The organism is Mesorhizobium sp. M7A.F.Ca.AU.002.02.1.1 (assembly GCF_003998535.1).
GTDB lineage: Bacteria > Pseudomonadota > Alphaproteobacteria > Rhizobiales > Rhizobiaceae > Mesorhizobium > Mesorhizobium ciceri.
In genome coordinates, this window is sequence record NZ_RZPB01000075.1 from 1 (window position 1) to 14,068 (window position 14,068).

Here is a 14,068-nt window from a genome sequence, read left to right on the forward strand (position 1 = left end):
GGCGATCGTGGCCGGCCATGGCACGACCTTGTCCGCCAGCCCGACGAAGCGCGTCGGGTTGGCGAGATCCATCCAGCTTGTCAGGCGTGAAGTCGTGTCGCTCATGCGGTTCTACATAAACCGCCGCGGCGTTCGGGGCAATCGAGCGGTGGTGTCGCAGGGCTGCAGCGCTTTGCCTTCTCCCCTGTGGGAGAAAGCAGAGACGTGCCTGATCAGGCGGCCGCTTCCTGCTGTTGCAGCACGGTGCGGCTGAGGCGGCGGACCTCCTCGTCGTTGAGCAGGCCGCCAGCGCGCAGCAGGCTGGCAAAGCGGCCATTGCGCAGCGACAGCTCGGTGAAGCCGCCCATCTCGACCACCCTGCCCTTGTCCATGAACACGACCAGATCGGCGTCGCGAACGGTGGTCAGGCGGTGGGCGATGATGAAGGTGGTGCGGTCGCGGCGCAGTTCGTCGATCGCTTCCTTGACGCGGTCCTCGGTCTCGACGTCGAGCGCGCTGGTCGCCTCGTCGAGCACCAGGATCGGTGCGTCCTTCAGCACGGCACGGGCAATGGCGATGCGCTGACGTTCGCCGCCCGACAGCTGGCCGCCACGTTCGCCAACCACCGTGTCGTAGCCATTGCTCTTGGACAGGATGAAGTCCTGTGCGGCAGCCGCATTGGCGGCGGCATGGATCTCGTCATTGCTTGCATCGGCGCGGCCGACACGGATGTTGTCCTCGATCGAGCGGTTGAGCAGGCCGGCATCCTGGAACACCGTGGCGATCGAATGGCGCACCGACTTGCGGGTCACGGTGCGGGTGTCGATGCCGTCGATCAGGATACGGCCATGGGACGGCGAGAAGACACGCTGCAGCAGGTTGATGAGCGTGGTCTTGCCGGCACCCGTCGGGCCCACGATGGCGACGGTCTGGCCCGCCTGCACCTCGAAGGACACGTCGTCGATGCCTTGGCCGGAATTGGCGAATTCAAAGCCGACATTCTCGAAGCGCACATGGCCGGTGACGTTGGAAAGATCGCGCAAGCCGTCCGGCTCGGCGGAATCAGCCGCGGAGTCCTCGAGATGGTAGAAATCCTCGAGCTTGGCACGGGCCTCGGAAATCTGGTTGGCGAAAGCCGACATCTGGTCGAGGCGAGCGATCAGCATCGTGGCAAAACCGGTGAAGGCAATGACGTCGCCGACACCCAACTGACCATGAGTCACGAGATAGGAGCCGATCGACAACACGATCAGCATCGAGATTGCCGATGACAGACGGTGCAAGGCATTGGCCAGCGCCCACCAGTCGAGCACAGGGTTCTGCGCGTCGAGCAGGTTCTTGACGTAGCGGCGCAGCGTATCGGCCTCGTGGCCGAGGCGATTGTAGCTCTGCAGCACCGCAACGTTGCTGACCGAGTCGGTCACATGCGCGAACACCTTGTGGTAGTGGCGCTCGACCGCAGCCTGGCCCGCCTTGGTGCGGCGCATGACCATCCGGCCGATGCCGACATAGAGCAGCCCGAGGCCAAGCAGCACCAGCGACATGCGCAGGTCCATGCTGATCGCGGTCGGAACCAGCAGTACGAGGGCGACAGCCGTGGACAGATGCTGGCGCATGAATTCGAGCCAAAGGCTGAACAGGGTTTCGACGGCACGCAGCATCGTGTGCAGCGCATTGGAGGTGCCGTGCTGATGGTGCCAGGCGAGCGGCATGGTGATCACGCGCTCGAACGACTCGCAAAGCACTTCGCTGCGCCGCGCGTGGGCAAAGCGGTCAGCGCCGCGCGCCACCATGACGAAGGCAACGATGTTGAAGGCGCCGAGACCGGCCCACATGACCAGGGTGGTGAAGACAGAGCCACGCTCGGAGATGGCGCCGATGACGCGACCGAACATAATCGGCTCGAGAAGCGCTACGATGGCGAGAGCCACGTTGGCCGAACAGATCAACGCAACGCGTTTCCTGTCCGCGGCCAGATAACCGAGAGCTCGCCAGTAGATTTGCAGAAGGGTCACCCCAGTTACTCCGCCACGCTGTTTATTGTGCACTGCATCATTTTATTCGTACCGGTTGATACGTCGCAAAACAATGGCCGTGTACCCCTTCAGTTCCCTTAGAGCGAACAAAAGATGGCGACGTTCCGAAATCTGCCGTGATCACCTAACGGTTTGAGAAGACAGGTAAAATGTCAGGCATGCGGCGAAATCATGGCAGTTGGCACGTGCTGCCATAATTTTAATCAGCAACAATGTCGGGCGGATGACTGAGGCCGAAATCGCCTTTCGCGAAGTATAAAGCAAAACAAAGCTGCAGGATGCCCTTCCAGGCGAAGGGTGGCCAAACCCTCACCGCTCGCGGCTACTCCTATGGGACGCCTCAAGCCTTTGATTTCATAGACTTCTCGGCGGGATGCCCGTCAACGGCAGACGGCAACGCCAGGCGGGATGGGGCCTCTCATCCCGCCTGGCGTGACAAAAGTCGCGGTCGGGGCCTCAGCCCCGAGCGCATGCTTTTTGGGCAACAGGCCTCAGGCCGGAATCCTGACGACAACCTCGGCAACTTCGCCGTCCTTCAGCTCGACTGCCGAAGCCTTGGTCTTTGCCCCATTCACCTCCAGCGACACGGCCTTGGCCTTATTGTCGCGGATGACACGAACCTTGAGTTCCGCCCCCAGCATTTTGAGATTTGCCGAGTACCCATCCCAGTGGCTTGGCAGCTTCGGCTTGAACTGGACACGCTTGCCGCGCCGTTCGATGCCCAGAATGCCTTCGACCGCAGCCCTGTAGAGCCAGCCGGCAGAGCCGGTGTACCAGGTCCAGCCGCCACGGCCGCCCTTGCCGTTGCCGGCATTGTCGTCCCCGGCATAGATGTCGGCCGCCACGACATAGGGCTCGACTCGATAGTGCTCGGCCGTGGCCTCGTCGGTCGCGTGGTTGACGGGATTCAGCATCGAGAAACAACGATAAGCCTCGTCGACCTGCCCCATCTCGGCAAGCGCGATGACGAACCATGTGGCGGCGTGGGTGTACTGGCCGCCATTCTCGCGCACGCCAGGCGGATAGCTCTTGATGTAACCGGGGTCCTTTTCCGTCTTCGAGAATGGCGGCGTGAACAGCTTGACGATCTTCAGCTTGTCGTCGACGAGCAGCTTCGTTGCTTGCTCCATGGCGGTGGTCGACCGTGCCGGGTCGCCCTCTCCCGAAAGCACGCTCCAGGACTGGGCGATCGAGTCGATCTTGCACTCCTGCGAGTTGCGAGACCCCAAAGGCGTGCCGTCGTCGAAACTGCCGCGCCGGTACCATTCGCCGTCCCATGCGGTGCTCTCAAGCGCCCGCTTCAGAACATCGGCATGCTTTGCCCAGGCCTGTGCTCGCTTGGCATCACCCTCGGTCTTGGCGACGGGCGCGAAATCGCCCAGCGTCTTCAGCAGGAACCAGCCGAGCCAGACGCTCTCGCCCTTGCCGTGCTCGCCGACGCGGTTCATGCCGTCGTTCCAGTCGCCGCCGAGGATCAGCGGCAGGCCCGCGGGGCTGCTGCGCTTGATGGCGAGATCGAGCGCACGCGCGCAATGGTCGTAGAGCGTCGCTGTCTTCTTCGAGATTTCCGGGGTGAAGAAGGCATCGTGCTCGCCCTCGCCCAGCGGCTGTCCATCGATGAAGGCCAATTGCTCCTTGAGGATGGAGGCATCGCCGGTGACCAGCAAATAGCGCGCCGTAGCGTGGGCAAGCCAGACCACGTCGTCGGAGATCAACGTGCGTACGCCAGCACCCGTGCGCGGCAGCCACCAGTGCTGCACGTCGCCTTCGGGGAACTGCCGCCGCGCCGCGTTGAGGATCTGGTCGCGCGCCAGCTGCGGGTCATGTGCCAGCAGCGCCAGCGTATCCTGCAACTGGTCGCGGAAGCCGAAGGCGCCGCTGGCCTGATAAAAGGCCGAGCGGGCGCGGATGCGGCAGGCCAGGCTTTGATAGGGAAGCCAGTGGTTGACCATGGCGTCGAGCGCCTTGTCGGGCGTCTCGACCTGGATGGTGTCGAGGAAGCCGCGCCATTCGCGCTCATTGTCGGCCAATCGCTGGTCGAAGTCCTTGGCCCGATGCTCCTGCACCAGCGCGCTCGCCTCCTCGACCGACTCGGCGTCGCCGAGCAGCCAGAGCAGCGTCACGTCGCCGCCTGCCGGGATCTCGACGTCGCGGGCAATCGCCGCGCACGGATCGTCGCCGGCCTCGACACGGCCAGACAGCGCCGCACCGCTCAGCACCGCCTGCGGTAGCTCGCTGGAGCCATGCCGGCCCAGGAACTCCGATCGGTCTGTCGTCACCGAATGGACGCCGCCGTCGGCCGCCAGGAACGCAACCCGCTCGCCGAAATCCAGCCCGTAGGGGTTTTGTGCGAGCAGCGCCCCACTGGCGGCATCCCGCGACGGGACGATGGTTGCCGCAGTGCGCGACCGATGCCCGCCGAGCACCCATTCGGCATAGGCATAGACACGCAGCCGCGCCGGCACCGAGCCGGAATTCTGGATGCGCAGCCGCGAGATTTTCAGGGAATCGACCGGATCGACGACATGGGTAAGGTCCATCGACAACGGTCCGCGCTTCGAGCGGAAGGTCGAGAAACCCTGGCCGTGCCAGGCCTCGTAGGTCATCGAGGGATCGCGCACCATGGCGGCGAGCGGCGAGAATGCCTTGCCGCTGGCCTGATCGTAGATATAGAGGCCCTCGCCCGGGCGGTTCGAGACCGGATCATTCGACCACGGCGTCAATTGGTAGTCGCGGCTGTTTCGGCTCCAGGTGAAGGCTGCGCCCTCGGCGGAGGTGTGGAACCCGAACGAGGCGTTGGAGACGACGTTGATCCACGGCTGCGGCGTCGTGCGCCGCCCGGCCAGGCGCACGACATAGTGCCGTCCGTCGCCGTCGAAACCGCCAAAGCCGTTCCATTGGCTGAGTCCGCTGCCATCGGCGCTGACATTGGCCACCGCCTGCGAGGCAGGAGTATGCGTCGTGGGTGTCGGCGACGGCAATTCACGCGGAATCGGCAACGTTGCCAGAGCATCCCGCGCCTGCAGGGCCGCCGCCTCGGCGCGCTCGATCTGGTCGAAGATGGTGCCGTTGCGCGTGTGCAGGACGACGCGGGCGACGGCGAGCAGCGTCTTGTAGGTGGTCTCGTCCATAAGATCGCGGCGCACCGCGAAAATGTGCTGGCGCGGCCCGAGCTCCTTGCCGCGCAGACGGCTGTTTTCGCACAGCGTCTCGACCGCCCGCTGCAGGTCCTGGACATAGGAGGACGCCTGCTCGTTGACGACGACGAAGTCGATCATCATGCCGCGGGTGCGCATATATTCCTGGAACCGCAGCGCCTGGGCGACGATTTCGAGATCGGCGACATCGCCGATCCTGACCAGGAAGATCGGGAAATCGCCGGAAATGCTTGTCGGCCACAGGCTCGACTGCTTGCCCAGCCCCGAGGCGATGGATTCGGCGGGAAGACGCAGGAACGGATCCGGATAGATCAGATAGCGCGCCAGCTTCTGCACATTGGCGGCATCGGTCAGGCTGAGGCCCATATGGCGGGTCTGCACCTGGCTGCGGGTCCAGGCAAGCATGGCCTGGCGGGCAAAGCTCTCCGGATGGTCGAGGCGGGCGATGGCTTCGTCCAGTTCGGCACGGCCGGCGCCGACAACCGTCCAGAAGGTCAGCGATATCTTCTTGTTGGCCGGCACGCGCACCTGGCGGCGCAGCGAGGCGACGGGATCGAGCGTAAAGCCTGAGTGGCCGCCCAGCCTGGCGCCCGGGTCGAAAGCGGCTGCGTCGACGATGGTGCGGCCACGGCCGATGAAGGCGCGCCTGTCGGTCTCGGCCTCGGCGTCGCGCGCCGATCCGGACGGATCGGTGACGAAATGCACCATGGCGATATCGGGCTCGCTGGTCTCGCGCTTGCGCCGCGTGGCGAAGATCGCCGCGTTGTTCGCAGAGATTTCGGTTTCCACGAACATCTTCGAGAAGGCCGGATGCGCGTTGTCGGACGCCTCCAGGCCGAGCACCAGCTCGGCAAAGGAGGTCACTTCGATGTGACGGTCGGACGGACCGTCATTGTAGAGCGTGACCCGACGGCCCTCGCCATTGCCTTCCGAGATGACGATGCATTCGACCTCGGAGCGCAAGGTGCCCACCGATTTGACGAAGCTCGCCTTGTCGTCGGAGAACAAGGTCTGCGCCTTTTCCTCGGCGGCTCGCTTCGGTTCGGCTGTAGCCGACCACCAGTCGCCGGTGCCGGCGTCACGCAGGAAGATGTAGGAGCCGAGCCGGTCCTCGGTCGGATCCGGCTGCCAGCGGGTGACGGAGAGATCGCCCCAGCGGCTGTAGCCCGAGCCGGTCGCGCTGACCATCACCGAATAGCGGCCGTTCGACATGACGTTGGTCGACCGCAGCGACTGCAGCGGATTGAGCACGATGCGGGTGTCGGGGCTGTCGACTTCGGTCTCGTCCTTGGAGCGTTCGTCGGCCTCGGTCCTGACGGTCGCTGTCGGGATGTCGCGCGGCGCCCTCTCCTGCAGCAAGAGTTCGGCCGATTCGATGACCGGATCGCTGTGGAAGCGGTCGCGCATGCGACCTTCGAAGATGGCGTCGGCAACCGCCGCGATCGACATGCCCGAATGGTGGGCCATATAATTCTGGACGACGACATGGTCCGTGCCTTCCGGCACGCGCTGTGGCGTGAAGTCGACGGCATCGTAGTAGCCGTGGCGGCCGAGCGCCCCGATCTCCCGCAATCGGGCGAGATTCAGCACGGCTTCACGCGGATTGAACTGGGCCGCCAGTATGGTGGCGTAAGGCGCGATCACCGTGTTCTGGCCAAGACCGCGCTTCAGCCCGAGGCCTGGAACGCCGAAATTGGTATATTGATAGGTCAGTTCGCGGTCGCGGGCATTGTAGGCGGCCTCCGAAATGCCCCACGGCACGTTCTTCTGGCGGCCATACTGGATCTGGCGCTTGATGATCAGCTTGCTGGTCTGGTTGAGGATCGAGCCCTGCGGCTCCTTCATGACCAGCGGCGGCATCAGATATTCGAACATCGAGCCGGACCAGGACATCAGCGCGCCCTGGAAACCGATTTCGACGATCGGCCGGCCAAGCCTGAACCAGTGCTCGGTCGGCAGATCGCCCTTGGCGATGGCGAACAGGCTGGTCAGCCGTGCTTCGGAAGCCAGAAGGTCGTAGCAGCTTTCGTCGAGCTGGTGTTCCTCGACCCGGTAGCCGATCGACAGCAGCTTGCGCTCCGGCCGCATCAGGAAGGAGAAATCCATCTCGAAGGCATAGCGGCGGGTGCGCTCGCGTAAGGTGAGCAGCTTGGCACGCAGCGCCTCGACGGCATTGTCGTCGCTGTGCGCGTCATGGACGTGCGCTTCGCAGGTGGCTTCCAGCCTTGCCGCCCAGTCGACGATGACGTCGCTTTGGGGCGACACCGCCTCGGTATGGATGGCGGTGGCCAATTTGCGGATCTCGCCGGCCAGCACGGCCAGGTTGATGGTGCGGATCGACGCCATTTCGGGCTGCGCCTTGATGGTGTCGACAGCGCGCCGCATGCCGTCGAGACGGTCGGCGAGGCGCTGGCGCAGCGGGCGCAACTGACGGCGGTCGTCGGGCAGATCATCGAGGCTTTCGCTGAGGATGGTGACCGTGTCGAGAATGCCTTCGAAATCGCCCTGGAGGTGCACGGAGGGCGCCTCGGCCCATTCGGCGCAGGCCGCCGCCACCGCCACCAGATGGCCGGCGAGATTGCCGCTGTCGACAGCCGAGATGTAGAGCGGATAGAGCGGCTTCAGTGTCGTGGTGTCGTACCAGTTGAAGAGGTGACCGCGCTCACGCGGCATGCCCTCGATCGTGGCCATGGTGGCGTCGATGCGGGTGATGGCGTCGGACAGGCTGATCCATCCGAAGTCGCGGGCGGAAACGACGGACAGCAGGTAGACGCCGATATTGGTCGGCGAAGTACGAGGCGCCACCACCGGTGCCGGGCTTTCCTGGAAATTGTCGGGCGGCAGATGGTGATGCTCTGCCGTCACGAAGCTTTCGAAATAATGCCATGTGCGCCGCGCCACCGTGCGCAACGTATGGATATCGGCCTGCGATATGCGCAAGCGATCCTCGGTTTCAGCCGAACGGCTGATCCAGCTGGCGATGGCGGGCGAGCCAATCCAGAACAGCGCGAAGAAGAAGGCAACGAAGGCGCCGGTCGAATCGGCCAGCACCGGAATGGCAAGGCCGACGAAGCCGATGATCACGGCGCCATACATCATGCCGTAATAGGAACCGACATCGTTGTCGCCCGCCTTGTGCGCCTGCGAGGCGGTGCGCCATTCCAAAAGGTTCTGGCGGCTGACGAACAACCGATAGAGCGTGCGCACGATGGCATCGCCCATCATCCAGGCGTTGTGCGCCATCAGGACGATCTTCAGCGCCACCATGGCGGTGCCGAAGGCGACGTCGCGTGCCAGGGCCGAGAAATGGCCGCGTGGCGTCTGGTCGCCGCTCTTGGGCAGGATGGCGTTGACGATGTCGAATGTCGGCGCCATGAACAGGCTGAGGATCAGCAGGGCCTGCCATTGCGCGGCCTGCGTGAAGGGCAGCAGCGTCCAGCCGGCAATCGCCGCCATCACCCAGAAGATCGGCGTCAGCGAGCGGCGCAGATTGTCGATCATCTTCCAGCGCGACAGCGCCGGCACGCCGGAGCGCGGATCGAGCATGAAGCCGAGCAACTGCCAGTCGCCGCGTGCCCAGCGATGGTGGCGCGAGGCGTCGACCGAGTAGCGGGTCGGATAGTCCTCGACCAGTTCGACGTCGGTGACCAGCGCCGAGCGCGCCAGCGCGCCTTCCAGCAGATCGTGGCTGAGGATGGTGTTTTCCTCGATGCGGCCCTGCAGGGCGGCCTCGAAGGCGTCGACGTGATAGAGGCCCTTGCCGGTGAAGGACCCGTCGCCGAAAACGTCCTGATAGAGATCTGACACGGCAAAGACATAAGGGTCGAGGCCGCGATTGGCCGAGAACACCCGCTGGAAGAACGACGCATCATCGCCTGATGTCAGCGACGCGGTGATGCGCGGCTGCAGGATCGCGTAGCCGGCGGTGACGACGCGCTTGCTGGCATCGAAATGCGGCCGGTTGAGCGGGTGGCAGAGCTTGCCTACGAGGGTGGCGACCGCGTCACGGGTGGTGCGCGTGTCGGCATCGAGCGTCATCACGTGGACGACGTTCTCCGGCAGCGGCACGTCGAGCGGCAGGAACGTGGTGTCGCTGTCGCCGCGCAGCAGAAGGTCGAGTTCATGCAGCTTGCCGCGCTTGCGCTCCCAGCCCATCCACGACCCTTGCGCCGCATTGAAGAGCCGGCGCCGGTGCAGGATATAGAAGCGCGGCGCGCCTTCGGAGGGATAGCGTGCGTTGAGACGAGCGATCTCGGCACGCGCGAATTCGAGGATTTCGGTGTCGGCAGCATCGATCTCGGTCTTCGAGTCCGGCCAGTCCGACAGCAGCGCGAAATGGATTTCATCGGCCGTGTTGGCGAGATGATGCACCTCGATATTGCGGATGTTTTCCTCGACATCGTCGCGCGAGCCGATCAGCGACGGAACCACCACCAGCGTGCGCGCCTCGGGCGGCACGCCGTGCCGGTAATCGTAGCCGACGAGGCGCGTCGGTTTCAGGAACAGCGAAACGACCGTGTTGAAGAAGGCGAGCGCGCCCTCGCTGGCCGGCACGGCAAAAAGCGCCAGCATGAGGACGATCGAGGGCACCGACAGGCCGAGATTGGCAAGCGCGTTGCCTGAGAGGACGAGAAGCAGCGCCGTCAGCGCAAACACCGGTACGACGATGCCGAGCCAGCCGGTCTTGCGGAAGGCACGCTTGACTGTCTGGCTGATGGTGGGTCGATAGCCGATCGCCTTCTCCAGCTCGAGCCGGCGTGGGCCGACGAGAAAGAAGCCGACATCGGTGTGGGCGGACCCGGTTAAAACGACGTCGCCGTCGCCATCGCTGGCGGCGTGGCCGGCCAGCTCGATGGCCTTCTCGGCGACGCGATATTCCGAAAGGTTCGAGCGGCGCGCCAATTCCTCGATCGCGGTCCGGTACTGGTCGCGCGAGAAGAAGTCGAGCGCGGCGAAATCGGTACGCTCGCGCAGCACGGTGTCGATGCGGCTGACGCCTTCGAACCACACGGTCCAATCGACGTCGTTGATGAGGCGCAGGCCACGAATGATGTTGCCCGTCGTCACATTGCCGCTGGACAACGTGTGATGTTCGGAAATGATGATTTCCTCGGCATCGGAGCCGGTCTTTTCGAGCTCGCCTTCCAGCCATTCCAGAGCCTTGCCGGCATTCTGCGAGCCATCGCGCAGGCGATAGAGCAGCTGGGTGGCGAAGGTGGTGTCCTGTGCGTGTGCGCTGAAATTGGACAGGATCGACTGCCGGTCGGCGCTGTCGTCGGTGGCCAGGACCTTGTCTGCCACATCGTTGGCGATCTGACGCATCTGACGGGTTCGATTGACCCTGACCGCCAGCCGGCGCAGATTTTCGATCAGCACGAAGCGCAACAGCGAAGGCAGCGCCCAGAGTTCGCCGATCTTCAGCGGCTCGACCGACTGAAAACCCTGGACGATGGACTTGAACATCGTCGCCGAAACGGAACTGTCCGAATGTGCGACATAGGTCCAGGCCAGCGCCAGCGCGCGCGGCACGCTGCCGCCGTCAGGCAGTTTCAAGGTCGGCAGCTGGCGATAGAAGCGGCGCGGCAGGTCGCGCTTGACCTGGAAAATGGTCTCTTCGACCAGGTAATTGTTGTCGAGCAGCCATTGTGCCGCCGGCGTGATCGTCTCGCCCCTCGCCTGCGCCGCATTGGTCGACCGGTAGACTTCCAAAATCTTCTTGGCGCTGTCGCGGATACGGGCCTGAAAATCGAAGGGCGTCAGCCCGAACAGATCTGTGAGGTCGCCTTTCGCCAGGCTTTCACCGAGCAGCCGAAGGCGCTCTTCGGGCAGGTAATTGGAGCGGATCGGCTCTTCGGTGATGGCCGGGAAGCTCGCGCTTGTCTTCTCGATTTGGGCAGGATTCGTCTGAATATTCATTGAAAATTCCGTAAGCGGGCACTGAGCGGCGTCACCGCCACGGCAATGGCCCTAAAACCGGTTCAAATGCAATTGGTTGCATAAACCCCACTTGCCGAAAGTTTGTTTCCGCACCACGACAGGGCGTCGTCTCTCAGCAAAACTCAAAGACAAGCACCCCACTTCCCGCCAGCCAGATCGGCGGAGAGGATTCAGGCTTTTTCGTGATGCCGCCAGCAGCTTACGCTATATTTCGCCGGTACCGCGATCATGTTTGGAAACAAGCGTTAATCGTTGCCGGCGATGGCGCGGATCCGGATCACGTACAGCGTTGCCTCATGGGCGGGTTGGACAAGCAGGCCGGTGCTGACCGGCCCGGACAGCAGCGTGTCGAGCGGCCCGAGGCGAACCGGTTCAGCGGCGGGCACACTGATGTCGCCGTCCAAGCACAGGATGAGCGTTGTGCCGGCTTCAGTCCGGATTTCCACGGGGGCCGAAATCACCAGGCGTTCGACCGAATGCGTCATCCGGCTACGGCGGGTCATGACATTGAGATCGGTGATCGGTCCGCCGATCAGCGCGGCCGAGGTCTGCACGTCGGCCGGGAAAGAAAACAGGGCGGTCGTCCTGTTTATAGATCTCGGCGGGTAGCCGGCAATCTCGAGGACGATGCCCTCGCCTTCGAGCACGGCAAGGGTGCGATCGATGCCGGCGAATTGCGAGAACGGACCGCTCGATTCGACACGCGCCATCGACACGCGCCAGTCGAAATCGTTTAGCCCGGCACCGGGCGGCGAGACGGCGATTTCCGTCGTCACGCCGCCGCCGTTCTTCCACGGCATCGACCGGTATTCGGCTGCCCGCAGGATGCGCATGCCTAGCCCTCCGCTATGGCTACGGGCGTTCGAAACTCGAAAAGCCGATTCCGCGGCTTTTCGCCTGCCTGCGGCCGGACGTTTCTCACCCGAGAATGCCGGGCAGGTTGAGCTGGTGCTCCTTGGCGCATTCGACGGCGATTTCGTAGCCGGCATCGGCGTGGCGCATGACACCGGTCGCCGGGTCGTTCCACAACACCCGCTCCAGGCGCCTGGCGGCTTCGCGCGTGCCGTCGGCGACGATGACCATGCCGGCGTGCTGCGAGAAACCCATGCCGACGCCGCCGCCATGGTGCAGCGACACCCAGGTGGCGCCGGACGCCGTGTTGAGCAATGCGTTGAGCAGCGGCCAGTCGGATACCGCGTCCGATCCGTCCTTCATCGATTCCGTTTCGCGGTTCGGCGAGGCGACCGAGCCGGAATCGAGGTGATCGCGACCGATGACGACAGGCGCCTTCAACTCACCCTTGGCCACCATTTCATTGAAGGCGAGGCCGAGCCGATGCCGGTCGCCAAGGCCGACCCAGCAGATGCGCGCCGGCAGGCCCTGGAAGGCGATGCGCTCGCGTGCCATGTCGAGCCAGTTGTGCAGATGGGTGTTGCCGGGCGTCAGTTCGCGCACCTTGGCGTCGGTCTTGTAGATGTCTTCCGGATCGCCCGACAGAGCTGCCCAGCGGAAGGGGCCGATGCCGCGGCAGAACAGCGGACGGATATAGGCCGGCACGAAGCCGGGGAAGGCAAAGGCGTTCTCGAACCCCTCCTCCTTGGCCACCTGGCGGATGTTGTTGCCATAGTCGAGCGTTGGCACGCCGGCGTTCCAGAACGCCACCATCGCCTCGACATGTTCGCGCATGGAAGCGCGGGCCGCCTTCTCGACCGCCTTGGGGTCGCTGACGCGCTTCTCGCGCCACTCGGCCATCGTCCAGCCCTTCGGCAGATAGCCGTTGATGGGATCATGCGCCGAGGTCTGGTCGGTGACCATATCGGGGCGAATGCCACGCCTGAACATCTCCGGGACGATCTCGGCCGTATTGCCAAGCAGGCCGACCGACTTCGCCTCGCCGGCCTTGGTCCAGCGTTCGATCTTTTCCAGCGCCTCGTCGAGCGTCTCGGCGCGCTCGTCGACGTAGCGGGTGCGCAGGCGAAAATCGATCGAGTCCGGGTTACATTCGATGGCGAGACAGCAGGCGCCGGCCATGACGGCGGCGAGCGGCTGGGCGCCACCCATGCCGCCGAGACCGCCGGTCAGGATCCATTTTCCCTTGAGATTGCCGCCGTAGTGCTGGCGACCGGCCTCGACGAAGGTCTCGTAGGTGCCCTGCACGATGCCTTGCGTGCCGATGTAGATCCACGAGCCGGCCGTCATCTGGCCGTACATCATGAGGCCCTTCTTATCGAGCTCGTTGAACTTTTCCCAATTCGCCCAGTGCGGCACCAAATTGGAGTTGGCGATCAGCACACGCGGGGCGTCCGGATGGGTGCGGAAGACGCCGACCGGCTTGCCCGACTGGACCAGCAAAGTCTCGTCATCGGCCAGCGTCCTCAAGGAGGCGACGATGCGGTCGAAATCGTTCCAGGTGCGCGCCGCCCGGCCGATGCCGCCATAGACGACCAGTTCGTTGGGATTTTCAGCAACATCCGGGTCGAGATTGTTCATCAGCATGCGCAGCGGCGCTTCCGTCAGCCAGGAGCGCGCGCTGATTTCGGTGCCGCGCGGGCTGCGGACTTCGCGGATGTTGTGGCGAGGATTGTTCATGGCGTCACTCCATAAAGGACCTGATGTCAGACACGCGCCCAGGATGTCGCGGTCTCGAGGATTTTCCGCAGGGTGGCGCGGATCGGTGCTGCGAACTCGGCGTCATAGGGCACCGGCCAATTGTCCGGCGTGCCCTTGCCATCGGGCTCGCGCATATAGATGCGGTTGGAGAGTTCCATCTGCAGTGCGTGCACGCCTTGTTGCGGCTGGCCGAAATGGCGTGTGATCCAGCCGCCCTTGAAGCGGCCGTTGATGACAAAGGTTTCACCGGTTTCGGCCATGATCTGGCCGACCATCGCCTGCAGCGTCGGATCGGCGCTCCTGCCGTCATTGGTGCCGAGATTGAAAACCGGCAGCGTGCCTTCGAAC

The 14,068-nt window shown here is 64.1% G+C and carries 5 protein-coding genes and 1 pseudogene; all 6 read right to left on the reverse strand.

Annotated elements, in window-relative coordinates:
* Positions 1–105, reverse strand: a pseudogene (locus tag EN879_RS39785) (heme transporter HemC); the annotation flags it as partial.
* 107 nt (positions 106–212) lie between these two features.
* On the reverse strand, positions 213–1,994 hold the full coding sequence (locus EN879_RS07550; RefSeq protein WP_013532297.1) for a glucan ABC transporter ATP-binding protein/ permease: 1,782 nt from the start codon (positions 1,992–1,994) through the stop codon (positions 213–215).
* A 512-nt stretch (positions 1,995–2,506) separates the two neighbouring features.
* On the reverse strand, positions 2,507–11,089 hold the full coding sequence (locus tag EN879_RS07555) for a glucoamylase family protein (protein WP_063167745.1): 8,583 nt from the start codon (positions 11,087–11,089) through the stop codon (positions 2,507–2,509).
* Positions 11,090–11,355: 266 nt separating this feature from the next.
* Positions 11,356–11,943, reverse strand: a complete 588-nt coding sequence (locus EN879_RS07560) for a HutD family protein (RefSeq protein ID WP_013532299.1) — start codon at positions 11,941–11,943, stop codon at positions 11,356–11,358.
* Between the two features lie 85 nt (positions 11,944–12,028).
* Complete coding sequence (hutU, locus tag EN879_RS07565) at positions 12,029–13,699, reverse strand: urocanate hydratase (RefSeq protein ID WP_013532300.1); 1,671 nt, start codon at positions 13,697–13,699, stop codon at positions 12,029–12,031.
* A 26-nt stretch (positions 13,700–13,725) separates the two neighbouring features.
* Positions 13,726–14,068: N-formylglutamate amidohydrolase (locus tag EN879_RS07570; protein WP_206520928.1), on the reverse strand; the 343-nt coding region annotated here is incomplete at its 5' end.